The following is a 24,765-nucleotide window of genomic DNA, read 5'->3' on the forward strand; positions in this document are numbered from 1 at the left end:
GGCGGGGCCGGCAGGGCGTCCCTAGGCTGCTCCTGTCGGAACGCCCTGCTTGATGAGCCAGCCCTCAGGTGTGTGTACCGATCTTCGAGTTCGCGGGATCGTAGCGCATCATCGGCGGCGGGCTCGGGTTGTACCGATGCCGGCTCCGACAACGAGCAGCACAGGCAGCGGTGCCAACCATGCTTGCCGGGCCGACGAGCCAGTCACGGTCATCACAACGCCGACCAGCAGGTAGACGGCGAGGAACGCAGCGATCAAGTTGCCCCACGGATGACCGCGAGTACTGTCTTCGATGTTCTCGATCCTGCGGCCGATCCCCATACTGACCTCCTAATGGCACGTGAGCCTGGACAAAAGCTCGCCTGAGATGTCAGGAAAGCCAGGCTTCGACGCTTTTACTTGGGAGATAACCTGCCGCGAAAGCTCCCGCTGTCGACACAAACCCGGTCTCTGGTCCGGTCGCCGCCCTGCAGACGGCACCTATCACGTACCCTGCCGCGAGGCTCGCAGACGAGCGAGCATCTGCTGTGCCATTGCCTGAGAACAGGTCCTGCCCGTACTCCAGAACTCTGCGGCGTTCTCCGCCCATCCGACGAACTTGTCGAGGTCGCCCAGGGAAAGGGTGCCTGTCGGATCCGACCGGTTGACGGGGTCGCCGCGGGCGTACAGGTAGGCGTTCTTCTCTTTCCCACTGGGGGCGGGTTGGGTGAAGCGGCCGAGCTGGGGGTCGTAGTAGCGGGCGCCCATCTTGCCGGGCGACGTCGTACGCCCGGCTCGGTGGACTCCACCGAGTGAAGCCCACCGCCCTGAACCGGATTGGGCCGACGCACATCACACGCAACGGGTGGTTGCCGTTGCTGAGGCTTCGCAGCTCCTTACCCGTGTGGCCGGGCTGCCGCGGCTCCGAACGCTTCCGCGGTACCGCCTTCGGCCTGCGGGGGCGAGGGGGTGTCGACGAAGCTGTAGGGCGGCAGCGGACCGTTGACTCGTAGTTCGAGGTGGGAGTGCTCCTGGTGGAATTCGTCGACCGCCGCCAGGAATCGCTCTGCTGAACCGCGGTCCACCAGGAAGGAGACATTGGCCAGCCAGCCGGTGCTCGGCGGGCCGGTGCTGACCGTTCTGGCCATCGGCTGTAGCGCCTGCGTCAGCAGCTGTGCGTCAGTGGCCTCGCGTGCCTGGACGGCGGCGGCGATCATCTCTCCAAGCCGAATCTTCTCTTCCTGCGTGCCGCCGCCGGCCTCGCGGTTCGCTTCCGCCAGGGCCCGGATGTCGTCGTGGTCGGCCATGATCAGGCGGAGAACGTCCTCTTCGTCGTGGGTGGCTTTGATGTTGTACTCCGCCGTGCCGCCCAGTGCTCGCAGCCGCTCCAGGAAGTGCTTCGCACGCTCGGCGAGCACCCGGGTCACCGTGTCGTCGTCTGGGGAGGCGCTGCCGAACCGCATCGGCAGCACCACGCCGCCCGCCCCGGCTTCGGCCAGTACCCGCTGGTGGGCAAGGAGATCACGGCGCTTGGGCCGCAACTGATCGGGGGCGTCGCTCACGATCGCGGCCAGCTCGCCCTGGCGCAGCACCCGCATCGGCCGCGGAGGATCTCCGATGCCCTCCAGGTCCTCGTGGAAAGGGGAGTGCGAGGCGCGGATGATCCCGTAGACGTAGATGCTCATCTGTCATCCCCCTCTTCCGCGCGCGCCCCGGTCGCCTCGACGCTCCCGGCCCGCCTGCTGGAAGGCACCGGACTCCTGGGCGCCGGGCAGGGCCGGCTTGCTCTTGCCGCGGGCGCCGGACTGCGTGAGCTCCGTGAGCCCGGCCGGTTTACCCGGCCCCGCTTCCAGATCGAGGCGGTTGCACGCCTCGGCGAAACGGAGGTAGGTGTCGACACTCGCGACCACGACCCGTACCTCGATCTTGAGTATCTCGATCCCGAGAAGGGAGACCCGCACGTACGCGTCGATCACCAGCCCCCGGTCGAGAATGAGTTCCAGGACGTCGTAGAGGCCGCTGGTACCGCCTCCGCCGCCCTGCTGTGGCGCGACGGTCATCGCGACCAACCCCTTGCCCGTCTGCCTCTGCGCGGTCCCGTCGACGCCGTCCCTCACTGCGACGCAGGCTTCCGACCCCGAGTAGCCGCCACCACCTGCGAACAAACACATGTACGAGCGGATCGAGCACCGCAGCACCGCGACCGTCTCGGACTGAGTCCCTTCCTGGACTCGCCTGCTCGGGGCGGTGGGCGGCTTCCAGGTGGACGGTTGGCTCCGCCCGCACGAGGGCGGTCAGCTCGCGCTGCGACAGCTCCTTGTGCTCCTTCGCGTTCCGGCGATCGAGCTGGTCGCCGAGAGGTTTTTGTCGAGGGCCCGATGGGACGGTGTCGGGCCGCCAGACGGCTCACGGCCGCGAATCGTCTACTGAACTCGAACTCGGCATGCCGAGTGGCGCCAGCCCGCATCCGGTCGGTGCATGCTGTGGCCGCTCCCACGGTGCCCTGTTCGGACCAACCCATTGGTGAGACCTCCGTCAGGCGCATTAGCTTCAGAACATGGGAGTGAGTGCAGTCCGGCTAACAGGCCGCGCAACGGTGCTGGCGAGCCTGCTGTGCTCCCTCCTGGCCGGAGGCGTCGACGTTCATGCCGAGGCGACCGCCCCACATCTGAGGCTGTATGTCCTGGGTGACAGCCTTGCCGGTGGCAGCGCCCAGGGCGGTAGAGGATCGCACGGCTGGCCCTCACTGGTCGCTGAACAACTGGGACTGACGCTGAATCTCGACGCCCAGGGTGGCACCGGCTACACCACTGGTGGCCGGCAAGAAGGCGGACGGCCGTACACACAGCGGATCAAGCAGGCCATTGCCGCGAAGCCGGACGTGGTCGTGGTCGAGGGCTCCCGCAACGACACCAGCCCGACGAAGACCCGAGCCGCCGCGGTAGACACCCTGCGCCGTTTGCGTGTAGGGCTGCCCCACGCGCGCATTCTGGTCATCGGGCCCATCTACGCGTTCCGACGACCGATCGGCTCACACCCGATCGACGCCGCGGTCTCGGCCGCGGCAGAGAAACTCAACCTGCCTCACCTGTCCCCAGTGCACCGTGGGTGGTTCACCGGATCCGCTCACCAGTTCATCGGAAGCGACGAAGTGCACCCCACGAACGCCGGCCACGCATACCTGGCCAAGCGGATCCGCCCCGAATTGTCACGGCTGTTGCGTACAAGGGCCGGGGACGGCTGACCGTTCTTTCCTTGCGAAATGCCGCAGGAGGCCCTGCGGCACGGACCAGTCCGGTCGCCGTAGTGATTCCCAGCCGCAGGAAGGGTGTCCCACCGGGGACCCGGCTCCTGCCACCGGACGGGCATCAACTACACCCGCACGAACTGCGCGGTGTGTGTGTCTTCCCCCGGCAGCCACAAGCTCTCACCAGGTGCGTGAAGGTGTCCACAGATGCCCAAGCGTGCCCGTCTTCCGTCTCCGTCAGCCTGTAATGCGTCTGCCGGGAAGGTCCTTGTCCCGTTCCACGGTGAGATCGTTCCCAGGCCGTCCTGAGGGCGAAGGCATTACTGCCGTGGTCGGCTGTGACGCCTGAGGGCTGTGCGGACGTTGACCGCCCGGGTGCCTCCGCCGGAGGAGCCCTTTGTGTCCAGGACTCACTAGAATCAACAATCGAGCTGTACGGCACCGGAGTTGGGGGCGTGATGCCGAACGTATTGACCATTGCACTGGACGGCGGGCGGCAGCTCCACGTCGAGGTCGAACAGCGGGACGACAACGTCTGGGACCGAACCGTCCGGGCGCAGGACGCCGCGCCGGCAGCCGGCAGGACCCTTCAGGAGACGCTTGCTCCCCTGCGACCCGCCATGGAGGCGGTCGTCGGCGAGCTACGCGCGGGCGTCGCTCCCCCGGACAGGATCAGTGTGGAGTTCGGCATCAGGTTCTCCGCGGACGCGGGTGTCATCCTTGCACGGACGGCCACGGAGGCGGACCTCACCGTCGCGGTGGAGTGGAATCGTCCGGCCGACAGCCCCGCTGGTCGATGACCGCCAGAGAGTCTGCGTTAGCCGGTGCCGTCGCCCGGGTGCACGGCAGGAACGGCGGCATCGTCGGCGCTGCCTTTCTCGTGGCGCCCGGACTGCTCTGCACCTGCGCCCATGTCGTGGCGCGTGCGCTGGGAACGGACGCACGGGATACCGTCCCACCGCCCGGCCGGGTCGGGCTCGACTTCCCGCTGCTGGCGGATGGGGACGCGGGCGACGGCCCACAGTCCGTCCAGGCAGTCGTGGCCGGCTGGCGTCCAGTGCGGCCCGATGATACCGGGGACATGGCGCTGTTGCGCATCGAGGGGGATCTGCCGTCCGGCACGGCGACACCATGGCTGGTGGAGGCGGACGAGCTCTGGGACGACAACGTGCGGCTCTTGGGATTTCCCTCGGGCAGTGATCACGGGGTGTGGGTCGCGGGCCGGCTGAGGGCCGTGCAGGGGGCCGGCTGGCTGCAGATGCAGAGTGAGGCCGGCCCGCAGGTGGAGCCGGGGTTCAGTGGAACGCCGGTATGGGACGTCGACCTCGGGGGAGTCGTCGGTATGGCGGTCGCCGCCGGGCGGGGAAGCACGATCGGAACGGCATACCTGCATCCCGCCTCATCGATCCTGCGCGCCTGGCCGGAGCTTGCGGAACATGCGCAGCCGTCATCTCCCTACCGAGGCCTGCAACCGTTCACCGAGGAGGACGAGCCCTTCTTCTGCGGTCGCGAGCAGGAAGTCGTGCGTCTGGAGCAACTGATCACCCGGCAGTCGGTCGTCGTGTTGTCCGGCCCGTCGGGCAGCGGGAAGTCCTCTCTTGTCCGGGCCGGGCTGTTGCCCCGGCTGAGACGGGCCGGGCACGTGGCGGCGGAATTCCGGCCGCCCCCGGGGCTCGGTCCGAGGGAAGCACTGGCCGGGGCGGTACAGCCGCTGCTGGACGGTGAACTCAGCCTGGCGGAGCTGACTGGGCGGTTGGCCGGAAACATCGGCGAGATCTCCGCACGGCTGGCGCGCCGTCATCCCGCGGGCGTCCTACTGTTCGTTGACCAGTTCGAGGAAGTCGTCACCGCCGAGCCGCGCGACGGCCGTGAACTGTTCCGGCTCGTGACCGCGCTGGCCAATGGCAGCCCGCGGTCCCGGCCCGTGCGGGCGCTGCTGACAGTGCGGTCCGGCTCCCTCGACCGATTGCTGACTCAGGAGAACCGGAGCGGGCTGCAGGAGGGCATGATGCTCCTCGCCCCCATGGACAGGGAGCAACTGCGGGCGGCGATCACCGGTCCGCTGAAGGCTGCTCCCGGTGTCGCCCACCAGGCGGGGCTGGTCGAGCGGATCCTCGACGACGCCGGCGACGGCCCCGGACGTCTGCCGCTGGTGGAGTTCACGCTGACCCGGCTATGGGACCGGCGTCGCGGCGGACGGCTCACTCATGAGGCCTACGACGCGATGGGCGGCGTCTCAGGCGCGGTCGCCGGGTATGCGGAGGAGCTGTACCACCGCCACTTGCGGGACGCGGAACGGGAGGCCGCCAGGCGACTGCTCGTCCAGCTCGCCCGCCCGGAGGACGACGGTGGTTTCACCCGGCGCACCGTGCGCGTCGGTTCCCTGCCCGAGGACCAGCGACGGGTGGCGAGCCTGCTGACCGACCGCAAGCTGCTGGTCTCCACCCAGGCGGTGGACGGTGCAGAGATGGTGGACGTCGCCCATGAGGCGTTGTTCCGCCACTGGGACCGGCTGCTGTCCTGGCTGACTGCGGACCGTGACTTCCGGGACTGGCAGGAACGGCTCCGAGAGGGTCTGCGCCAGTGGCAGCAGCTCGACGGCGGAAGCAAGGGGGCGCTGTTACGGGGAAGTGTGCTGGCGGAGGCGCTCCGGTGGCGCGAGCAGCGGCCGCAGGAGATGACGAGGGACGAACACGCCTTCGTGCAGACCTCGCTGGACCGTCACAGATGGGAGGTGCGACGGTGGCGGCTGATCACCGCGGTGATCACCGTACTCGCCGTTCTGGCCGCCACCATGGCAGGTCTGACCTATCAGCGTTCCCAGGAACTGACCCGGCAGCTACGCGCCCAGGCGGCGCGTCTGCTTGGGCAGGACGCGGTACGCAAGGCCGCCGACAGCCCGAGCACCGCGGCTCTACTGGCCCTGGCGGCTTGGCGCACGGACTCCAGTCAACCGGACTCGTACGGCGCCTTGCTGACGCTGTACTCCCAACTGCGCAACACTGAGTACGCGCTGGACCTTCCCGGCACCGACCACGCCCTGTTGTTCACGGCCACCCCGGACGGCCGGGCCGCGGCGGTGGTCGACCAGGTGGGAGCGGTTCAGGTCCTCACGGATCTCACCGGCCGGATGACCGTACACAGGCTTCCTCGGATCAGGTCGGTCACCGCCCACGAACCATTGCTGCGGCTCAGCCCCGACGGCCGTAAGGTCGGCGTACTCGATGACAGGGAGGGGTTGTCGGTGTGGGACGTCGCCCATCCGGACCGCCCTGTACGGCTGCCCGTGCCCGCCTCCTGGAACGCGGCCGAGAACACGACCGACCTCGCCTTCTCCCCCGACGGGTCCCAGGTGCTCGCCCTGTTCGCGGCGGACGATGACAACTCCGGAGACCGGCTGGGGCTGTGGAACCTGCAGCGCCGGACGCTGGTGTCCAGCACACCGCTGCCCGCCGGCCGCTCCTTCTACTCCGCGCGCCTCTCCCGGCCCTCTGGAACAGTCGTACTCAAGACAACGGAACGCTATGAGCGGTTCGACCTACGCACCGGCACTCAGCTCGGCAAGGTCTCCGCCTTCGGTCTGGACGGCCTCGGGCTCGACGCTCAAGTGGTCGTCGACTGCCCTAATGACCGGCTCCGAGTGCGGCCCCTGACCAGGCGGACACCGAGGTACGAGATCGACAGCATCCACTGTGACGGCATGACACCCCTTGACGCCAGCGGCCGTTACGCCGTCATCGAGACCGGGGACGACGGCGTGCAGTCGATGGCGGCGGTCGACTTGCGGACGGGCCGGGTGTCTCACGGCATGGTCCCCGAGACAGACGGTGCCAAGGAAGCCGGCTTCCTGGTGCTGCCACGCAGGGACGGGAAGTTGACCGTACTCGGAATCAAGGGTGGCACGGTGCTGCGCTTCACCCTGCCACAGTCGGACGACTACCCGGACCTGCCCACACCAAGAGGTGGTCCCATCCCGTTACTCACCCCCGACCGACGGTTCCGCATCCTGGAGGGCGACGACGCGGGCAAGGCCACACTCGCCGTCCTCGACACCCGCACCGGCAGAAGGTACGAAGCCGGGGCGGCAGCGCGTCAGAGGCTTTCTCCGACGTATGCGGCACTGCGCCAGAACGCCATCACCTCCGACGGCCGCCACCTGGTCGCCCGTAGCGAGGACCAGCTCGCCGTCTACTCCCTGCCCCGGCTGTCACTGCAGCATCTGGTCCGGCTGCCGGGCCCCGCGACGTCGCGTGCACAAGCCACCGGGGCCGTTGCCGCCGCTGATGACGGCAGCGTCCTCACCCTCTACGCGGGCATCCTGGCACGCTGGGACCCCTCCACCGGGCGGGCCATCGGTTCCCCCCTTCCCTTGCACACGAGGGACACGTCACAGCAGTGGCTGGCGGCCAACGGCCAGTCGCTGTGGCCGCGTCCACGACACCCGGGGCAGGTGCTGGTCCGTGGCCGCGACGGAGAGATGTGCCTGTGGGACCTCCGCGAACGCCGGCTGGCCGGCGCGTTCCAGGCCAACCCCGACGCCATCAGCAACTGGGAGACAGAAGTCTTCGATCCCTCGGGGAGCTCCCTCGCAACGCTCAACAACATCAAAACGCTGGACAGCGCGCGGATCGAGTTCCGCAGTGTGCCGGACTTCCGTCTGCGAGCGCCCACGGTCTCCGCGGGTAGGACCGGCCACCTCATCGGCCTGACCCGCGACGGGCATCTGATCTCCACCGACTTCGAGAACCTGCAACTGTGGCAGGCGGGGAGAACACTGGAGATCGCCAAGCTGCCCGTCGGGCGAATCTCCGCGCAATGGTTCCTGGGAGATGACGACCTGGTAGCTGTGACCACCTCGGGCACCCTGGCGCTCCCGCTCGACCCCGGCCTCTGGTACCGAGAACTCTGCCGCGGCTTCAACCGCCCCCTGACCGCCCAGGAGCGTCGCCTCCTGCCTCCAGGCGCCGCCACCCCGGGACCCTGTCCCAAGTCCTGAAGCCGGCGGCGACACGCAGAGTGGGAGTCGTCCGTGTTGACAGCCGGGGCCCAGTTGAGGCAGGAACCTTCCTCGGTGATCACCATGCCGACCGAGTAAGAGAGCGAGCGCCCGCGCTGGGCAGGACCCACCCCAGGCACGGTTCTTCCACCTCATAGAAGGTGCAGTCGTCTCGTTTTTGTTGACGTGCTCGTAGGCCTAGGAGGCCGCGTAGTTGACGGTTTCGTGCAACAGCGCCTCGTCGCTGCCTTCGGTCGCCGCCGCGGTGACGTCTGGATGCTGGGCGGGAAGATCGGGTGCAGTGGCAGCTCGTCGTACCGCTCGCGGCCCTGGGCGATGAGCCGGCGCGGAAGTCCATGAAGGCGTCGTCGGAGGAGCCTCCGCCGATCATGTGGCCGGCTGCCCACACGTCCCAGCGGTAGATGGCCCCGTGGACTGATCGAAGCACTGCTGTGTCGGGGCGGCGTCGGTGCGTGCCGGCGGTTCTCGCGTCGAGACGAGATGCTCGGCAGCCTCTTCTGGGCCGGTCGGTCGGCTGCGCGGGGGCGGAGGGCGGGGCCGGCGGTGGACCGCATCACGGGCTGGCGCGGCCGCCTCGATCGGATGGCTGCGGTGTGGGGTCAGCGCTGTCCGCCGTGTGCGGGAGGCGTAGGTCCGCCAGGGTCTGGGCCAAGGACTGCCAGACATGCGCGGCCAGGTCCAGGTTCTGGGACTCCGCCGCCTGACGGCCGAGCCGCTGGAGGCGGTCGATGCCCTCGTCGACACGCCCGGACAGGATCATCAGCCGACCGTCCAGGACCGACAGCCGTACCCGGTCGCGGTAGGACAGACGCAGGTCCTCCTCGGCCAGCAGTGTGCCGCTGATCGCGCGGGCCTCGTCCGTCCGGCCCCGGTGGAAGGCCAGATGGGCCTGCAGTGCGCGCAGCTCCTGGATCTGCACCGGCGTGCCGATCAGGTCCACGACGGACGCGGCCTCGGTCAGCCACCGCTCTGCCGCGGCCAGTCGGGGCGGTGACATCTCCAGCGCGGCGGCGGTGGCCGCGGCCCGGAGCCGGATCCAGAGGGTCAGGTCGTCCCTGCCCTCAAGGAGTCGCAGGGCCGTCTCCAGTCCGGTCCGGGCGGAGGTGTGGTCACCCTGACGGTTGCGGACCATGGCGACGGTCCACCACCCCTCGGCCGCCTGTGCCGGTTCGGTCTTGGGCAGCCAGTCCCGCACGAGTTCGTCGACGTGCCTCGCGGCCACGTCCAGCCTGCCCAGCTCGGTCTCGATGCCGATCAGCACCATGAGGGCAGCCGTGGTGTCGGACACGGGCAGTTCCTCGGCGCGCGCGAGGGAGAACGCCTGGGCGGCCGCCGGTTCCGCCGTGCGCATGTCGCCCAGGGCGCGCATGCAACGGGCGTACTGCACGTATGACCGCACCCGCAGTTCGGGCACCTCCAACAGCTCGCTCAGCTCAAGGAGTTGCAGCAGACGTCCGCGCTCCTGCGGGTAGTCGCCGAGACGGCCGGCCGCGCGGCTCAGCAACCACAGAGCCTGCCAGCGGGCGGCGGGATCGTCGTCCGCGTGCTGGTCGACCGCCCTGCCGAGGGCCGCGATGTCGCAGGTGCCGGACGGCGCCGACAACACGGCCGCCAGTTCACAGGTGAGCGACCGCTGGGGTGAAGGGGCGGTGAGGGCGGACGCGTCGACGCCCAGCCGCTCGGCGAGATACGCGGTGGCGCGTTCGGTGGGCCGGCGCTCCCCCGACTCCAGGCGCGACAGGTACCCCGTCGACATACCGTCGCCGACGAGCCCTGCCTGGCTCAGGCCTCGCTCCAGCCGGAGCCTCTTGAGCCGACGGCCGAAGTGCGGCTGTTCGAGCATCTCCCACCTCTGCTCCCGTGACGCATGCCAGACCTCCGCCCCTCGGCCCGTTCGATCGGAGATCTGGAGTTGTCAACACTTTACGAATCCCCCTGAGGGGCGGCAAGGCGATAACCGGGCAGCAACTCACCTGGTCAGTGGGCGTGTTGCTGTCCGGCGACCGGCCGATGGGTGACCGTGAACCACCACAACGACTGGGCCGGACAGAGAAGTTGGCACGAGATTCAGGTCATCTGGCAAACCCTTGCCAAGGGGGTTGCCACCCCTTAGCCTCGAAGGTGCCGTCCTGACGCGATTCCCCCAACTCGTTTCATGGAGGTCTCCGTGCCGCGCCACGCCCGACCGGGCTCAACGCGAAGGTCCGTCCTACGGCTCGCCGCACTCGGTCCACGATCGGTCCGCACGCCACCTGGCGAGATCGAGTGGCCGTGACAACGTTATCCGGCGATCGGCCGAACCTCGGGCGCATTCGCCCTCCGTGACCAGCCGTCCGGGACCCTCCGCACACGCCCACCGGCCCACCCTCACGCGGAACAGCAGACCCCGGCCGCCAACGAGGTGGCCCGCCTGTGCGCCGGACGCTCGCCGACACCCTGGCACCTACGCGCCGGTCCGTCCCGCACCACACCCCGCCCCCACCACGCGCAGCAAAAGGACGGTACGTCCGTGGCGACCACGAGTTTCCCCGACGCCTCGCCCCGCAAGCACCATCCCACCGCACACCCGGCCCCTCCCCTCCGCCACGCACCGCTCACGAACAGCTCACACCCCGCTCCCGCGTCGCGGGCCGTCTGCACGGCCCGCACTCTGTCCGGCGACCTTGTCATCACGGCCGCTGAGCCGGAGTTCGCCCGGCACTTCGGCCTCAGCGCGGAAGAGATACGCGGGTATCGCCTCCTCGACCTTGTGCACTCACCCACACCCGCCCAACTGCGGGAACGGTTCCTCGCTCTCTCCTCGGGCCGCCGGCCCCGATTCACCGAGCAGGTCATGGGCAAGGACGGTGCCGGCGGACTCTTCCGGGCGGACCTCACCGGCATCGCCGTGCACGGCCTGTCCGGTGAGACGTCCGGCGTCGTCGTTCTTCTTCGCAGCCTCGCCGCCGCCCCCACACCTGCATCACCCACACCGCAGCAGGACAACGCACCGGCGGCCGGCGACACACCTGTGCTCAGCGCTCTCGACGCGCAGGTGCTGGAGGGTGTGGCACGCGGCGAATCGACAGTGCAGCTGGCCTCCCGCCTGTACTTGAGCCGCCAGGGCATCGAGTACCGCATCGGTCAGATGCTGCGGAGGTTCGACACCCCCAACCGGCCCGCGCTGGTCTCTCGTGCGCACGCGCTGGGAATGTTCGCCGCCGGTCAGTGGCCACCACGCGTACGGCCGGACCGCGTCAAGTCCTAGGCGCGGAAGTCTCCCTCGACGAGGGCCGTGGCGTCAGGAACGCCACGGCCCTCGTGGTACGGCCGCCTGCGGCCGCCCTTGGGAGGCGCCGCACACAGCCACCATCGAGAGGTCGCCGTGGGATCAGGGCGTGGCCGCCTCCGGGAAGGACGGTGCGGGCCATTCCCTGTCCCCCGGGGGTCGTCGTGCCCCCGGCTCACGCCGCCGAGGGCTGCCAGGCCTCCTGAAAGCGGCGGCGGGCGCGGAAGAGGCGGGACCGTACCGTGCCCACGGGCAGCGCGAGCACCTCCGCGATCTCCTCCTCGTTCAGACCGTAGGCGCGCAGGGTCAGGACCTGCCGGTGCGCCCGCGACAGACGTTCGAGCACATCGCTGATGTGCACCGCGTCCAGCGGGTTCGCCTGCTGCTGCGACTCGACCTGTCCGCAGGTCTGTTCCTCGCCGAAGCGTTTGGCGGTGCGCACGGCCTCGCGGACCGTCACCGCGCGCACCCACCCGTAGAAGGCCACCGGTTCGCGCAGCTGGCCCAGCCCGCGGTAGATGGCCAGCAGCGCCTCCTGGGTGGCATCGGCCGCGTCGTCACGGGTGATGGAGCGGCAGATCCGCGTGACGTAGGGCGTGATGTGGTTCAGCAGGTGGTTCATGGCGTGCTCATCGCCCGACTGGGCGCGCGGCAGCAGCGTCAGGGGGGAGGCGAGTTCGCTGACGGTGGACATGTCGCAGGAAGACTCCTTACGGCAACCGGGCGTGATGCGGAAGTGGGGTGGCGTTCAGCCCGCGTCGGCGGTGGCGGGCTCACGCTGGGCCGCGGACGCGAAGGCGAGGAGGCCGTCGAGCACCTCGTCGCGGAAGGCCCGCATGAAGGACGGGCTGAAGCAGGCGGTGTAGTGCGGGAACTCGATGGCCAAGCGGCCTTCGAAGGAGACCACGCACGCCATGACGGGGCTGCGGCCGGCTTGCGGGAAGTAGTGCTCGCGGGCGGGCACCAGGCGGACGTCGACCATCCGCAGGTCGCCGGGCAGGCGGGGTCCCGGGACGACACCCATGTTGGTGACGATCACCGTGGCCAGTTGGAGCGCGGGGTTGCGGGGGATCTCGGGGGTGATGCGCATCTCGCGGAAGTGACCGCCGCCGGAGATGAAGTCACTCACCCGGGCGTGGACGGTACGCGCCAGATCCAGCGGGTCGGAGTTCGCGGCCACGTCGAGGGTCTGCAGGTGCGTGGTGACCGCCGGCACCATGACGGACGCCGGCAGCGGTGGCGTCAGCCGGGAGCGCAGGTCGATGGGAGACAGGCAGCCGAGGGTGCGGGGGCCCTCACCGTCGAGGCGCCGTCGGGCCGTGCTCAGCAGGGCCGCGGCGATGAGCGCGTGCACGGACACGCCGGCCTGCCGCGCCCTCTCCCGCAGGCGTGTGGTGTGTTCGGTGTCCAGAGTGAGCCGGCACACCTCGATGTGCCCCTCCCCCGCCCCGGCGGCCGTCGCCTGGTCCGGGGTGTGTGCCGCGTCGTAGGGCACCAGCTCGACCGGGTGCCGCTTCGTCTGCGTGACGCGGGCGTCGAGGTAGGCGGCGGTGTCCGCCTCGTCGGCCGGGGGGAGCAGTGTGCTTGCCGTGCGGTCATTACGAGATGACCGAGCCGGAGCCGATCGCCCGCATCGGAGAGACGGTCGCCAAGGCCCTGCGCGCCCTGAGGTACTGAAGCCCACGGCCGCCCGCGCTCGTGACCGACCCCGGACCGCCGCCCGTGCGCCCCCTCCGTCCACCGAGTCCGCTGATGCCTCCCGCACCGACGTGGTGGACGCCCCACCCGTCCGGCCTCGGGCGGGTCGCGGTGGAGGTGGTGGCGACGGGCGTCGACCGCCACCCGTCCGGGCGGCGCCGGGTGAGCCGGGGCCGGCACGAGGCCGAGCACTGGGGCCGGCTGCCGGACATCTCCGACGAGGGGGGCCATGAGTCGGTGGGTGAGCGGCGCCCGCGCCTTCGCCGGCGCTTCCGGAACGTGCTCGGCGAGCGCCGCAACCCGCGTGTCGTGCCGGAGCGCTCGGGCTGCGGCACCGTACCCACGTCCCCGCACCTGTTCGACAGCGGCGGCATGGTCGTCAGCCGCGGCGGCACCACCGGCTACGACGGTGACGTGGGCCTGCGCTCTCTGTGGATGCGGCAGAGGCGGCCGCCTTCGCCCTCGCCCTCGCCTGGCACGAGATCGGCCCGGTCCACCGGCTGCGCGGAGGCAAGAGTTCACGCCTCCGGGCGCGCGTCGACGGGGCTGCCGGAAGGCGGTCGTCCGCTGCTCGGACGGCCGGCGAACCGGGCCGGCAGGCGCGCCGGGCCGGCAGAGGACACGCGTGCGCGGGCGCTCCTGCTCCGGCGGGCCGGGGGTGTCCCCATGGCCGACGGCTTCCTAGGCGCAAGCGGACCCGGCACCCCCTAATCAGCCGCGTCGCACATGCCCTCGGCCGATGCGGGCGCGGCGTCGGCCCAGCCCACCACGTAACTGAACACGCCCGCGCCGACGCGCAGTGAGCGCACCCGCACCGCGTACGCAGGATCCGCGCGCAGAGCGATCCGCAACTCCTCGCCGCTCGGCCTGGCCCACAGGTCCCGCAGCGTCCTCATCGACGTGGCCGTGGCCTGCCCCACCGCGAGGTACAGCGCCTTCCACGCCGCCTCCTTGGCCGAGAACAGGGCCGTCAACGGCCAGGGCGTGCCCTCCGGCCCGGCAGCGGTGTCCACCAGCCGTGCCTCGTCCGCGCGCAGCACCAGACGTGCCGCGCCGGCCGGCAGCGGCCGCAGCTCCAGGTCGCAGCCGAGCGGGGCGTCCTTCCCCGGCCCGCGGGCCACGGCGACGGCGATCCCGGCACTGTGCGAGATCGACGCCGCCCGTCCGGGCGCGAACACCGGCAGGCGACCCGCGCGAGGAATCTCGCCGCAGTCCAGGCCCACCGCGCGCAGGGCCCGGCGGGCGGCCTGCCGCCCGGCCAGGAACTCCCGGCGGCGGCGTGGCGCCATCGGTGCCGCCGCGGCCGCCTCCGCCGGGCCGCCCGGCCCCAACCGCGGCTCACCGACATGGGCGAGCCCCAGACCCAGCCCGGCGGCGTCCGGCAGGGGGCGCAGCCGGGCCAAGGCGGCGACGGCCGCGGGCAGGCACTCGGCGCCGGCGGCCAAGGCCCCGTCCCGCTCACGGTGAAGAGAGCCGGGCGCCGCGGCGAGAACGCCGGGGGCCGCGCGGCCGTACGTCCCCTGCCCGCCCGGGTCTGCGCCCCGGCCGCAGGCGGACCCGCCGGGGCCGGTCAAGACGCCGCGCTCCGCGCACCGCCCACCGTCAGCCCCGCAGCAGCTTCTTGATGATCTTCCCGGCGGGGTTGCGCGGCACCTGCTCGATGAACTCCACGTACCGCGGGCGTTTGTAGGGCGCGAGCAGCCGTGCGACGTGGCCCAGCAGCTCCGCCGCACTCACGTCCGCGCCCGGCTCCGGGACGACGTAGGCCAGCGGCACCTCGCCGTAGTCCTCGTCGGGCGTGCCGACGACCGCCGCGTCGTGGACCGCCGGGTGGGTCATCAGGGCACGTTTTCGATCTCCGACGGGTAGACGTTCTGGCCCGCGCGGATGATGACGTCCTTGGTCCGGTCCACCAGGCTGATGCGGCCCTCGTCGTCGACGAATCCGAGGTCGCCCGTCCTGGTCCAGCCGTCGAGGGTGATCTCGCGGGTGGCCCGCGGGTCGTTCCAGTAGCCCTGCATGACGCCGGGCCCGCGCACCACGATCTCGCCGATCTCCCCGCGCGGTACCTCCCGTCCGTCCCGGTCGACGGCGCGGGCCGACATGCCCGGCACGACCCGTCCGCAGGGGATGCGGGCGGTGACGTCCCCGGGAGCGGGGTGCTCGTCGGGGCCGAGGGTGACGAAGGGGCCGCCGACCTCGGTCATGCCGTACACCTGCCGGAAGCCGCAGCCCAGCCGCTCCACCGCCTCGGCGTACACGTCCAGCGGCATGGGCGCGGCGCCGTAGAGGATCTCCCGCAGCGAGGAGAAGTCGGTGCGCTGCGCGGCCTTGGCCTGGAGCATGAACCGCAGCATCTGCGGGACCATCCACATGTGCGTGGCGTGGTGACGTTCCACCGCGGTCAGCGCCCGCTGCGGGGTGAAGCCGGGCATCAGCACGACGGTGGCACCGGCCGCCATGTACGTGAGCGAGACGACCATGCTGCCGTGGTACAGCGGGCAGCAGTTGACCAGGACGATGTCGTCGCCGGGCCGGGCCATGACCAGCCAGCCCAGGGCGATCGCCCGGAACGAGCCGCTGTCGACGGTGACGCCCTTGGCCTGTCCGGTGGTCGCCGAGGTGTGCAGTACGGCGATCGGGTCGGTGTCGGCGACCCGGGGCAGCTCCCGCTCGGCCGCCAGGGTGCCCAGCGTCGCGAAGGCGGGCTTGTCCAGCGCCATCCGGACGCGCACCGACTCCGGCAGCCGGGGATGGCGGTCCAGCAGGTCCGACTCGCCGAGCACCGCCACCGCGCCGACGCGCTCGACGATGCCGGCGACCTCGGGCTCGGCCAGGCTGTGGTTCAGTGGCACGAACAGGGCACCCAGGCGCGCGAGCGCGAAGTAGCTCTCCAGGACCTCGATGCGGTCCTTGGACAGGACGGCGACCCGGTCACCGCGCTCGATGCCCAGCTCCGCGAAGCCGTGGGCGAGTTCGGCCGTGCGGTCGTGGAACTCCGCCCAGGTGACGCTGCGGTTCTCGTCCACGAGCGCGGTCCGGTCGGGGAAGCACTGCCGGTTGCGCTCCAGCAGCTGCGTCAGCCACATCACGCACCGCCGGCGGCGCCGGCGGCGGAGCGCTCGGCCACGAACCGCTCGTAGTCGGCGATCGTGTGCAGCTTCTCCATGTCCTCGGCCGTGATCTCCACACCGAGGCGCTGCTCGACGAGCAGCACCAGACGCACCAGGTCACCGGAGTCGATGCCGCTGGCGGCGAGGTCGACGTCGTCGCCGACCGCGTCCGCGTACTCGGCGGTGCCGGTGAGTTCGACCAGCAACTCCCTGATGGTGCTCATGGGTTCCCCTTTCGCCGCGGCATGCCGGCCGCCGTCGTGCGGGCTGAACTGTCACCCCCTCAAGAGGCGCTCGCGGCTGCCCGCACTCCCCGGGCGGCCCGTGAGCTTTGTCACGCGTCGGGCCGCGGGCGGCAGGGATAGCCGGGCCACCAGCCCGGCCTCCTTACCGAAGCGAAGACACCTGCTCCGCCCGGTGCGTCCCGTGCTGCCGCGGGACGCGGGCGGGCCCCGAACCAGGGAGTGATGCACGTGCCCAGGCAGCCGGTACAGGTCCGGTTCGCGGCAGGACGCCCCGTGCGCCCCACCGTCGCGGCGAACCTCGCTCGCACGGGCGGTGCCGGGTGAGCGCGCGGACGGCCGTCACCGAGGACGCCGGGCAGGAGGAGTCGCTCACGCGCTTCGAGGCGCAGATCGCCCGGGGCGAGACGATCGAGCCGCGCGACTGGATGCCCGACGGCTACCGCCGCATGCTGATCCGTCAGATCGCCCAGCACGCCCACTCCGAGATCATCGGCATGCAGCCCGAAGGGGCCTGGCTGACCCGGGCCCCGTCCCTGCACCGCAAGTCGGTGCTCATCGCCAAGGTCCAGGACGAGGCCGGCCACGGCCTGTACCTGTACTCCGCCGCCGAGACCCTGGGCGTGGATCGCGCCGACCTGCTCGACGCCCTGCACCTGGGCCGCCAGCGCGCCTCGGCCACCTTCAACCACCCGGCGCTGACCTGGGCGGACACCGGCGCCATCGCCTGGCTGACCGACGGCGCCGCCGTCATCAACCAGGCCCCCCTGTGCCGCACCTCCTACGGGCCGTACGCGCGGGCGATGCGCCGCGTCTGCCAGGAGGAGGCCTTCCACGTGCGTCAGGGGTACGACCTGATGCGCGCGCTGTGCGAGGGCACGCCAGAGCAGAAGGCGATGGCGCAGGACGCGGTGAACCGCTGGTGGCTGCCGGCCGTGGCGCTGATGTTCGGGCCACCCGACACCGAGGCGGGCGGGGCCGACGCCCGGACCGCCGCGCTCGGGGCCGCCGTCTCCCGACGTGCGATGGCCTGGGGCATCAAGCGCCACACCAACGACGAACTGCGCCAGCGCTTCGTCGACCAGTGCGTCCCGCAGGCCGGGCGCCTGGGCCTGACACTGCCCGACCCGGCCATCCGCTGGAACGAGGAACGCGGCCACTACGACTTCACCCCGATCGACTGGGACACCTACCGCACGGCCCTGGCCGACGACACCCACTGGGCGCGCCGACGCGTCGACCACCGCAGGACCGCGCACGAGGACGGCGCCTGGGTACGGGAGGCCGCCGCCGCGTACGCCGCCCGCGAGGAGACCGCCGGATCCGTGGTCGGCTCCGGCCCGGTCGTCCCCCGACAGGCGCAGGAGGAACGCGTATGAACCGCAACGACGAGGGCGCGCCCGCGTCCTGGGAGGTCTTCCTGCGGGCCCGGCGGGGCCTGGCCCACCAGCACGTGGGCTCGGTGCGTGCCGCCGGTCCGGACGCGGCGCTGGCGGTCGCCCGCGATCTGTACACGCGCCGCGGCGACCCGCTGTCGCTGTGGGTGGTGCGTTCGGACGCCGTGCACGCGGTCTCCCCGGACGAACGCGACCCGTACTTCGCGGGCGCCCACGGCAAGCCGTACCGGTATCCCGAGCACTTCCCGCCGCTGACCGAGAAGGGGTCGGAAGGTGACCACGACCAGTGACAAGCGGGCTGACCGCGCGGTGGACCGGCGGCCGGCTCCGGCCTCGTCCGGCGACACCCCCGGGGTGAGTGCATCCGGTCGTCCGACGCGCGCCGCCCACGGCCCCGCCGACCTCGCCACGTACCTGCTGCGCCTGGGTGACGACGCCCTCGTGCTCGGGCAGCGGTTGTGCCAGTGGATCACGCGCGCCCCGATGATCGAGGAAGACCTGGCCCTGTCCAACATCGCCCTGGACCTGATCGGCCACGCCCGCACCCTGCTCACCCTCGCCGGACGGCTCGACGGAACCGGCCGCACCGAGGACGACCTCGCCTTCACCCGCCACGAGCGCGACTTCACCAACACTCTGCTGACGGAGCTGCCCAACGGCGACTTCGCGGTGACCGTCGCCCGCCAACTCGCGTACACCCACTACGCGTCCCTGCACTACGAGGCACTCGCCGGCTGCCCGGACCCCGAACTCGCCGCCTTCGGCGCGCGGGCGGTCAAGGAAGTCGCCTTCCACCGGCTGCACGCCGACCGCTGGACCCGCCGGCTGGGCGGCGGCACGGCCGAGAGCGCGCGCCGGATGCAGCAGGGGCTTGAGCGGGTGTGGCCGTACACCGCCGAACTCTTCGACGAGGACGACCTCGTACGACGCCTGGCCGCCGCCGGCACGGTGCCCTCGCCCGCGCCACTGCGCCCGGTGTGGGAGCAGCGCGTCACCGAGGTCGTCACCGGGGCGGGGCTCACCGTGCCCGTGCCCTCCTGGGAGGCCCGGGGCGGCCGTTCGGGCCTGCACACGGAGGAGTTCACCGGCCTGATCGGCGAACTGCAGTCGGTGCGCAGGCAGTTCCCCGGAGGGACCTGGTGAACGACACCGAACGGACCGCGGCGCCGCTCGCCGCGGAGGAGGTACGCAGGCGGGTGGAGGCGCTGCCCGACCCCGAACTGCCCGTGATCGGTCTCGGCGACCTGGGGGTGGTGGGCTCCGTCGGCCCGGGACCCGACGGGAGCCTGGAGGTGGAGATCACCCCCACCTACCTGGGCTGCCCCGCACTGCCCGCGATCACCGCGGCCGTCCGCGAAGTCCTGGCCGACTGCGGCCACCCGGACGGCCGGGTGCGGCAGGTGCTGTCCCCGCCCTGGACGACCGACCGCATCACCCCACGCGGGCTGCGCGCCCTCGCCGCCCACGGCATCGCCCCGCCGGTGCCCGCGGCGGCCGGCGGCCCGGTCGCCGTGGAGCTCGGCGCCGTCGCCTGCCCGCACTGCGGCTCGCGCGCCACCCGGCCGCACAGTCCCTTCGGCCCGTCCCGCTGCCAGTCGGTGCTGTGGTGCACGGTGTGCCGCGAACCCTTCCCCCACCTGACCGCGCTGTGAGGCACACCGTGAACACCGCCGCCACCCCACCGCCCGCCCGGCAGGAGACGCCCGCCGAGCGGCACGTGCGCCGGGGCACGCGTACCCGCTGGCACCCCGCCACGGTCAGCGAGGTGTGCCATCTGACCGCGGACGCCGTGGCCGTCACCCTGGAGGTGCCCGCCGGCCTGCACGAGGTCTTCGCCCACCAGCCCGGCCGGCACGTCGTCGTACGCCACCGCCGCGCCGACGGCGAACTGCGCCGCGCCTACTCCCTGTGCCCGCCCCCGCACGACACCTCGGCCCTCCGCCTGGTGATCAAACGCGGTGCCCCGGACGGTTTCGGGGCCTACGCGTCCCGCCGTCTCGCGCCCGGCGACCGGCTCGAACTGTCCGCGCCCGCAGGCCACTTCGCTCTGCCCGAGCTGCCGGGCGCCCACCACGTCCTGATCGCCGGCGGCTCCGGGATCACCCCGCTGGCCGCGCTGGCCGCCGACGCCCTGCGCCGGGACGCCACCTGCCGGGTGTCCCTCGTCCACTCCGTCCCGACCGCCGCGCAGGCCCTGCTCGCCGACGAACTGGCCGCCCTCAAGGACATGTTCCTCGACCGCTTCACCGTCCTTTACGTCCTCACCCGCGACGAGCAGGGCACCGACGGGCCGTTCCGCGGACGGCTGGACGCCGACAAGCTGTCCGGCCTGCTCACCGTCATCGGCGCCCGGCCCGCCGAGGACACCACATTCTCCCTGTGCGGACCACCGGGGATGATCGCCACCGTACGGCGGTTCCTCGACGGCCGAGGTGCCGATCCGGCGCTCGTACGCTGGGAGTCGTTCACCTCCGGGTCCACTTCCCCCTCCGCCGGCACCGTACCGGCCCTGCGGCCGGCCCCGACCGCCGGGACGAGCCGCGTCACCGCCCTGCTCGACGGGCACCGCCGGCGGACCACCGTCGGACCGCAGGACACGGTGATCCTGGACGCCCTGCTGCGCGCGCACCCGGACGTACCGTACGCCTGCCGCGAGGGTGTGTGCGGCAGCTGCCGCGCCAAGGTCCTGTCCGGACGGGTACGAGCCGACCGCCAGCACGCCCTGGACGACCGCGACCGCGCCCAGGGCTACACGCTCGTGTGCCGGGCACGACCGGACTCCGCCGAGGTGGTCCTCGACTTCGACGCATGACGCCCGCCCGGCGTCCGACTCAGGGCACCCGCCCGCAACCACCGCACCCCGTCAGCACGCACCGAAGGAGACGCACGTTGAGCACCACCGCCCGCCTCGCGGGAAAGACCGCCCTGGTCACCGGAGGCAGCAGGGGAATCGGCCGGGCCATCAGCCGTCGCCTCGCCCAGGACGGGGCACTGGTGGCCGTGCACTACGGCCACGACGTGAGCGCCGCCGAGCGGACCGTCAAGGAGATCGAGGCCGACGGAGGCCGCGCCGTCGCCGTGCACGCCGAACTCGGCGTGCCCGGTGACGCCGACACCCTCTGGTCCGCCTTCGACCGGGCCCTTGCCGACCGGGGCGCGGACGGCGGTCTCGACATCCTCGTCAACAACGCGGGCATCACCGTCCCGCGCCGCATCGCCGACGTGACCGAGGCCGACTACGACCGGGTGTTCGCGATCAACACCAAGGCGCCGTTCTTCATCGTCCAGCGCGGCCTCGACCGGCTGCGGGACGGCGGACGGATCGTCAACATCTCCTCCGTGGCCACCCGGGTCGCGTTCCCCGCCATCGTCTCGTACACCATGACCAAGGCCGCCCTGGACTACCTCACCCTCGCCCTGGCCCAGGAGCTGGGGCCCCGGGGCATCACCGTCAACGCTGTCGCCCCCGGCTACACCGAGACGGAGATCAACCCCACGCTCGCCGTCCCGGAGATCCGCCGCAGGTACTCCGAGGCATCCGTCTTCAGCCGGCTAGGCCAGCCCGTGGACATCGCCGACGTGGTCTCCTTCGTCGCGAGCGACGACGCCCGCTGGGTGACCGGTCAGTGGATCGACGCCTCCGGCGGAGCCCACCTCGGCGTGTGACCCCCGCCTCCGGCTCCGGCCGACCGGTTCCTGAACCCCTCCCCCACCATCCCCGGCACCCTCACGCGGCCGTCCCGCCTCACGGCCGCAGCACAGGAGACGCAATGAACGACCGCACGACCGCTCTCGCCGAGCCGGTCACGGACGACGTCCTGACCCGGCCCTTCACCGGCGCGAGCCCCTACGACAGCTATGTGCACGCCTCCGTCCTCAACTCCATGCAGCACCCGCTCACCGACGCGCCGGACGAGATGGGTTTCCTCGTCACGACCCAGGTGATGGAGCTGTGGTTCACCCTGATCGTGCACGAGTGGCGCACCGCACGGGTGGCCTTCGCGAAGGACGATCTGCGCGCGGCCATGGACGCCCTCATCCGCAGCCGCCGGGCCCTGACAGCGCTCAACGGCGCCTGGGCGCCCATCGCCGCGCTGACGCCGTGCCAGTTCAACGGTTTCCGGGCGGCGTTCGGCAAGGCGTCGGGATTCCAGTCGGCGATGTACCGGCACATGGAGTTCCTCCTCGGTGACAAGTCCGCCGGGCTGCTGCACGCGCACCGGGGCGACCCGGCCGTCCACGAGGCACTCGACGAGACCTACCGTGAACCGTCCCTCTACGACGAGGTGCTGGCCTTCCTGCACCGCCAGGGCCTGCACGTACCGCTGCACGTCCGCGAGCGGGACATGACCGGTCCCTACACTTGCGACCGCGGGGTGGTGGAGATGTGGCGGGAGATCTACGCCGGACCACAGCACCACCCGCACCTGGCGCTGGGCGAACTGCTCACCGACATCGCGGAGCTCGTCACCCGGTGGCGTTTCGAGCACGTCCTGGTGGTGCGCCGCGCGATGGGTGCGAAGCCCGGCAGCGCGGGCTCCGCGGGACTGGCGTGGCTGGAGCAGCGCGCCGCCCGCCCGGTCTTCCCCGAGCTGTGGGAGGTGCGCGGTGACATCTAGGGCCATCTCCGCCTTCGCGGCCGAGGAGGAGCAGCGGGTACTGAGCCTGAAGCCGGTCCTGGCACCGGTGCACGGCCGCTACGGCGACCATCCCCACCAGGTCTACGACGCCTGGCCTTCGGACACCCCCGACGCCCCGCTCGTGATCCTGCTGCACGGCGGCTACTGGCGCTACGACCGCATGCACCTGACCCCCTTCGCCGCCTACCTCGCCGAACAGGGCTTCGACGTCCTGCTGCCCGGCTTCCGTCGCTCCGGAGGCGCGGGCGGCTATCCGGAGACCTTCGACGACGTCGCCCGGATCGTCGACACCCTTCCGCAGGGGCGGCCGTACGTCCTGGCGGGCCACTGTTCGGGCGGACACCTGGCCCTGTGGTGCGCCGCCCGCGGCCTGCTGCCGGCCGGCTCGCGCTGGCACACGCGCACCCTGCCGACCGGTGTGCTCGCCCTGGCCCCCCTCACCGACCTCGCCGCCACCCGCCGGGACGGCCTGAGCAACGGCGCCGCCCTGCAACTCCTGGGCGGGGCTGAGCACTTCGAGGAGCGCATGGCCGAGGTCGACCCCCTGACCCTGCTGCGCGACGCCGGCACGACCGGGGTGCCCACCGTGCTGCTGCACGGCGCCGCCGACGAGGAGGTCCCCCTCACCCAGTTCACCGACTACGCGGCTGTCCACCGCGACCTCACCACGGTCGTCCTGCCCGGCACCGGCCACTACACCCTCATCGAACCGGGCGCGCCCGGCGCCCGTGCCGTCGCCGACACCCTCCGGGAGATGGCGGCCTCCTTCCCCGCCCAGCGCCCCGGGCCGGCACACGAGGAGCCCGCGCACCGATGACCACCATGCCGACGACCGACCTGACCGAGGTCGCCGCGCGCCTCGACGCCGACGATCCGCTGGCTCACCTGCGCGACCGCTTCCTGCTCCCCCCGGACGTCGTCTACCTCGACGGCAACTCCCTGGGCCCGCTGCCCGCCGCCGTCCCGCCGGTCCTCACCGACGTCGTGACCCGGCAGTGGGGCACCGACCTGATCGGCTCCTGGAACGACAACGGCTGGTGGGATGCGCCGTTGCGGGTGGGCGACGCCATCGGCGCGCTCATCGGGGCCGCGCCGGGCCAGACGGTGGCGGGTGACTCCACCAGCGTGCAGCTCCATACCGCCCTGGACGCGGCCGCCTCGCTCCGACCCGGCCGCTCCCTGCTGGTCACCGACCCCGACCACTTTCCTACGGACCGCTATGTGGCCGCCGCCGTCGCCGAACGCCGCGGCCTGGAGGTGCGGCGGGTGTCGCCGGCCGACCTGCCCCGCTTCCTCACGACGGAGGGGGACCGGGTGGCCGTCGTCAGCTACTCGCCCGTGGACTTCCGCACCGGGGAGCTGTACGACATGCGGGACGTGACTCAGGACGCGCACCGCGCCGGCGCGCTGGTCCTCTGGGACCTGTGCCACGCGGCCGGGGCCCTGCCGGTCGAACTCGACGCCCTCGATGTCGATCTCGCCGTCGGCTGCGGTTACAAGTTCCTCTGCGGAGGCCCGGGTGCCCCGGCCTACCTGTACGTGGCACGTCGCCATCACCGGGACCTGCGCACCCCGGTGCCGGGCTGGACCGGGCACGCCGACCCCTTCGGGCTGGGCCGGGACTACGCACCCGCCCCCGGCATCGCCCGGGCCCGTATCGGCACTCCCCCGATCCTGTCCCTGCTCGCCCTTGAGGCGGCCCTGACCGCCTACGACGGCGTGGACCTCGCCGAGGTCCGCGCCAAGAGCCTGTCCCTGACCGGGTTCCTCCTCCGCTGCGCCGACGAACTGCTCATTCCCCTGGGCTTCACCTCCGTCACCCCCTCCGACCCCGACCGCCGCGGCAGCCAGGTCTCGCTGCGGCACCCCGACGCCCACGCCCTGACACGAGCGCTCGCCGACCACGGCGTGATCGCGGACATGCGCGCCCCCGATCTGCTGCGCTTCGGTGTCAACGCGCTCTACACCACCCACCGGGAACTCCTCATCGCGGCGCGGTGCCTCCGGGACATCGCCGCCGAGGCCGCCTACGAGCCGACACCGCGGAGGCCGGGCTCGGTGACATGACCCCAAAGGGGCCTCTCGGCTGTCTGACGGCAGTACTTGACGGCAACGTCGGCGGACGACGGCCCCACACAGGGGGCGTTGCCGTCGTCGGCGGTCG

24 protein-coding genes and 1 pseudogene are annotated in these 24,765 nt (G+C 71.7%); 14 read left to right on the forward strand and 11 right to left on the reverse strand.

Annotated elements, in window-relative coordinates; all coding sequences use genetic code 11:
- Positions 1-108 precede the first annotated feature (108 nt).
- The 4 genes from ACH4LD_RS25820 to gvpJ form a co-directional block, all read right to left on the reverse strand.
- Positions 109-321, reverse strand: coding sequence for a hypothetical protein (locus ACH4LD_RS25820; protein WP_398056807.1), 213 nt, complete (start codon positions 319-321; stop codon positions 109-111).
- A 162-nt stretch (positions 322-483) separates the two neighbouring features.
- Positions 484-747 (reverse strand): RHS repeat-associated core domain-containing protein, encoded by a 264-nt coding sequence (locus tag ACH4LD_RS25825; RefSeq protein WP_398056806.1) that lies wholly within the window; start codon positions 745-747, stop codon positions 484-486.
- Positions 748-875: 128 nt separating this feature from the next.
- On the reverse strand, positions 876-1,664 hold the full coding sequence (locus ACH4LD_RS25830) for a GvpL/GvpF family gas vesicle protein (RefSeq protein WP_398056805.1): 789 nt from the start codon (positions 1,662-1,664) through the stop codon (positions 876-878).
- Positions 1,665-1,667: 3 nt separating this feature from the next.
- On the reverse strand, positions 1,668-2,039 hold the full coding sequence (gene gvpJ, locus ACH4LD_RS25835; RefSeq protein WP_398056804.1) for a gas vesicle protein GvpJ: 372 nt from the start codon (positions 2,037-2,039) through the stop codon (positions 1,668-1,670).
- Between the two features lie 497 nt (positions 2,040-2,536).
- On the opposite strand from gvpJ, the gene ACH4LD_RS25840 reads away from it, so the two are divergent.
- From ACH4LD_RS25840 to ACH4LD_RS25850, 3 genes are all read left to right on the forward strand, one after another.
- A complete protein-coding gene (locus ACH4LD_RS25840) occupies positions 2,537-3,223 on the forward strand; it encodes an SGNH/GDSL hydrolase family protein (RefSeq protein ID WP_398056803.1) in 687 nt (228 codons plus the stop codon).
- Positions 3,224-3,696: 473 nt separating this feature from the next.
- Positions 3,697-4,026: a CU044_2847 family protein gene (locus ACH4LD_RS25845; RefSeq protein ID WP_398056802.1), complete on the forward strand. Its 330-nt coding sequence runs from the start codon at positions 3,697-3,699 to the stop codon at positions 4,024-4,026.
- A gap of 38 nt (positions 4,027-4,064) precedes the next feature.
- On the forward strand, positions 4,065-8,222 hold the full coding sequence (locus ACH4LD_RS25850; RefSeq protein ID WP_398056801.1) for a trypsin-like peptidase domain-containing protein: 4,158 nt from the start codon (positions 4,065-4,067) through the stop codon (positions 8,220-8,222).
- A 79-nt stretch (positions 8,223-8,301) separates the two neighbouring features.
- On the opposite strand, the gene ACH4LD_RS25855 is transcribed toward ACH4LD_RS25850, so the two are convergent.
- Together ACH4LD_RS25855 and ACH4LD_RS25860 are read right to left on the reverse strand one after the other, a co-directional pair.
- A complete protein-coding gene (locus tag ACH4LD_RS25855) occupies positions 8,302-8,670 on the reverse strand; it encodes a DUF4240 domain-containing protein (protein ID WP_398106189.1) in 369 nt (122 codons plus the stop codon).
- Positions 8,671-8,796: 126 nt separating this feature from the next.
- Entirely contained in the window at positions 8,797-10,086 is a 1,290-nt protein-coding gene (locus tag ACH4LD_RS25860; protein WP_398056799.1) for a helix-turn-helix domain-containing protein, read from the reverse strand.
- Positions 10,087-10,752: 666 nt separating this feature from the next.
- Here ACH4LD_RS25860 and ACH4LD_RS25865 point away from each other — a divergent pair.
- Positions 10,753-11,490 carry a PAS domain-containing protein gene (locus ACH4LD_RS25865; RefSeq protein ID WP_398056798.1) on the forward strand — a complete coding sequence of 246 codons (738 nt, stop codon included), beginning with the start codon at positions 10,753-10,755 and terminating at the stop codon, positions 11,488-11,490.
- 196 nt (positions 11,491-11,686) lie between these two features.
- On the opposite strand, the gene ACH4LD_RS25870 is transcribed toward ACH4LD_RS25865, so the two are convergent.
- Complete coding sequence (locus tag ACH4LD_RS25870) at positions 11,687-12,205, reverse strand: RNA polymerase sigma factor (RefSeq protein ID WP_103811346.1); 519 nt, start codon at positions 12,203-12,205, stop codon at positions 11,687-11,689.
- Positions 12,206-12,259: 54 nt separating this feature from the next.
- Positions 12,260-13,006, reverse strand: a complete 747-nt coding sequence (locus ACH4LD_RS25875; protein ID WP_398056797.1) for a hypothetical protein — start codon at positions 13,004-13,006, stop codon at positions 12,260-12,262.
- Between the two features lie 257 nt (positions 13,007-13,263).
- Here ACH4LD_RS25875 and ACH4LD_RS25880 point away from each other — a divergent pair, with 257 nt between their 5' ends.
- A complete protein-coding gene (locus ACH4LD_RS25880; protein ID WP_398056796.1) occupies positions 13,264-13,920 on the forward strand; it encodes a hypothetical protein in 657 nt (218 codons plus the stop codon).
- Here the strand turns inward: ACH4LD_RS25880 and ACH4LD_RS25885 are convergent.
- The 3 genes and pseudogenes from ACH4LD_RS25885 to ACH4LD_RS25895 all read right to left on the reverse strand — a co-directional run bounded on the left by ACH4LD_RS25885 (position 13,917) and on the right by ACH4LD_RS25895 (position 16,546).
- Positions 13,917-14,654 carry a 4'-phosphopantetheinyl transferase superfamily protein gene (locus ACH4LD_RS25885; RefSeq protein ID WP_398056795.1) on the reverse strand — a complete coding sequence of 246 codons (738 nt, stop codon included), beginning with the start codon at positions 14,652-14,654 and terminating at the stop codon, positions 13,917-13,919. The genes ACH4LD_RS25880 and ACH4LD_RS25885 overlap by 4 nt on opposite strands.
- 157 nt (positions 14,655-14,811) lie before the next feature.
- Positions 14,812-16,298: pseudogene (locus tag ACH4LD_RS25890) on the reverse strand (class I adenylate-forming enzyme family protein).
- Entirely contained in the window at positions 16,298-16,546 is a 249-nt protein-coding gene (locus ACH4LD_RS25895; RefSeq protein ID WP_014669884.1) for an acyl carrier protein, read from the reverse strand. The pseudogene ACH4LD_RS25890 and the gene ACH4LD_RS25895 overlap by 1 nt, the downstream one beginning before the upstream one ends.
- Before the next feature lie 341 nt (positions 16,547-16,887).
- Here ACH4LD_RS25895 and paaA point away from each other — a divergent pair, with 341 nt between their 5' ends.
- The 9 genes from paaA to kynU all read left to right on the forward strand — a co-directional run bounded on the left by paaA (position 16,888) and on the right by kynU (position 24,668).
- Positions 16,888-17,943, forward strand: coding sequence for a 1,2-phenylacetyl-CoA epoxidase subunit PaaA (paaA, locus tag ACH4LD_RS25900; RefSeq protein ID WP_398056794.1), 1,056 nt, complete (start codon positions 16,888-16,890; stop codon positions 17,941-17,943).
- Complete coding sequence (paaB, locus tag ACH4LD_RS25905) at positions 17,940-18,251, forward strand: 1,2-phenylacetyl-CoA epoxidase subunit PaaB (RefSeq protein WP_398056793.1); 312 nt, start codon at positions 17,940-17,942, stop codon at positions 18,249-18,251. Before paaA ends, paaB begins: the two co-directional genes overlap by 4 nt.
- A 64-nt stretch (positions 18,252-18,315) precedes the next feature.
- Positions 18,316-19,104 carry a 1,2-phenylacetyl-CoA epoxidase subunit PaaC gene (paaC, locus tag ACH4LD_RS25910; protein WP_398056868.1) on the forward strand — a complete coding sequence of 263 codons (789 nt, stop codon included), beginning with the start codon at positions 18,316-18,318 and terminating at the stop codon, positions 19,102-19,104.
- Entirely contained in the window at positions 19,101-19,613 is a 513-nt protein-coding gene (gene paaD / locus ACH4LD_RS25915) for a 1,2-phenylacetyl-CoA epoxidase subunit PaaD (RefSeq protein ID WP_398056792.1), read from the forward strand. Before paaC ends, paaD begins: the two co-directional genes overlap by 4 nt.
- Before the next feature lie 8 nt (positions 19,614-19,621).
- Positions 19,622-20,773: a 2Fe-2S iron-sulfur cluster-binding protein gene (locus ACH4LD_RS25920; RefSeq protein WP_398056791.1), complete on the forward strand. Its 1,152-nt coding sequence runs from the start codon at positions 19,622-19,624 to the stop codon at positions 20,771-20,773.
- Positions 20,774-20,850: 77 nt separating this feature from the next.
- The gene (locus ACH4LD_RS25925; RefSeq protein ID WP_398056790.1) at positions 20,851-21,627 is read left to right on the forward strand and encodes an SDR family oxidoreductase; all 777 of its coding nucleotides are present in this window, start codon (positions 20,851-20,853) and stop codon (positions 21,625-21,627) included.
- A 104-nt stretch (positions 21,628-21,731) separates the two neighbouring features.
- Positions 21,732-22,580 (forward strand): tryptophan 2,3-dioxygenase, encoded by an 849-nt coding sequence (locus ACH4LD_RS25930; protein ID WP_398056789.1) that lies wholly within the window; start codon positions 21,732-21,734, stop codon positions 22,578-22,580.
- Complete coding sequence (locus tag ACH4LD_RS25935; protein WP_398056788.1) at positions 22,570-23,418, forward strand: alpha/beta hydrolase family protein; 849 nt, start codon at positions 22,570-22,572, stop codon at positions 23,416-23,418. Before ACH4LD_RS25930 ends, ACH4LD_RS25935 begins: the two co-directional genes overlap by 11 nt.
- A complete protein-coding gene (gene kynU, locus ACH4LD_RS25940) occupies positions 23,415-24,668 on the forward strand; it encodes a kynureninase (RefSeq protein WP_398056787.1) in 1,254 nt (417 codons plus the stop codon). Before ACH4LD_RS25935 ends, kynU begins: the two co-directional genes overlap by 4 nt.
- The last annotated feature ends 97 nt before the right edge of the window (positions 24,669-24,765 follow it).

Origin of the sequence: Streptomyces sp. NPDC017676 (genome assembly GCF_044329325.1) — a bacterium.
Lineage (GTDB): Bacteria > Actinomycetota > Actinomycetes > Streptomycetales > Streptomycetaceae > Streptomyces.

Coding starts and splice junctions, on each gene's coding strand:
- ACH4LD_RS25840 (WP_398056803.1), top strand. CDS start 2,537: ATGGGAGTGAGTGCAGTCCGGCTAACAGGCCGCGCAACGGTGCTGGCG.
- ACH4LD_RS25830 (WP_398056805.1), bottom strand. CDS start 1,664: ATGAGCATCTACGTCTACGGGATCATCCGCGCCTCGCACTCCCCTTTC.
- ACH4LD_RS25860 (WP_398056799.1), bottom strand. CDS start 10,086: ATGCTCGAACAGCCGCACTTCGGCCGTCGGCTCAAGAGGCTCCGGCTG.
- ACH4LD_RS25825 (WP_398056806.1), bottom strand. CDS start 747: ATGGGCGCCCGCTACTACGACCCCCAGCTCGGCCGCTTCACCCAACCC.
- ACH4LD_RS25820 (WP_398056807.1), bottom strand. CDS start 321: ATGGGGATCGGCCGCAGGATCGAGAACATCGAAGACAGTACTCGCGGT.
- ACH4LD_RS25895 (WP_014669884.1), bottom strand. CDS start 16,546: ATGAGCACCATCAGGGAGTTGCTGGTCGAACTCACCGGCACCGCCGAG.
- ACH4LD_RS25930 (WP_398056789.1), top strand. CDS start 21,732: ATGAACGACCGCACGACCGCTCTCGCCGAGCCGGTCACGGACGACGTC.
- kynU (WP_398056787.1), top strand. CDS start 23,415: ATGACCACCATGCCGACGACCGACCTGACCGAGGTCGCCGCGCGCCTC.
- ACH4LD_RS25870 (WP_103811346.1), bottom strand. CDS start 12,205: ATGTCCACCGTCAGCGAACTCGCCTCCCCCCTGACGCTGCTGCCGCGC.
- paaB (WP_398056793.1), top strand. CDS start 17,940: ATGAACCGCAACGACGAGGGCGCGCCCGCGTCCTGGGAGGTCTTCCTG.
- gvpJ (WP_398056804.1), bottom strand. CDS start 2,039: ATGACCGTCGCGCCACAGCAGGGCGGCGGAGGCGGTACCAGCGGCCTC.
- ACH4LD_RS25880 (WP_398056796.1), top strand. CDS start 13,264: ATGCCTCCCGCACCGACGTGGTGGACGCCCCACCCGTCCGGCCTCGGG.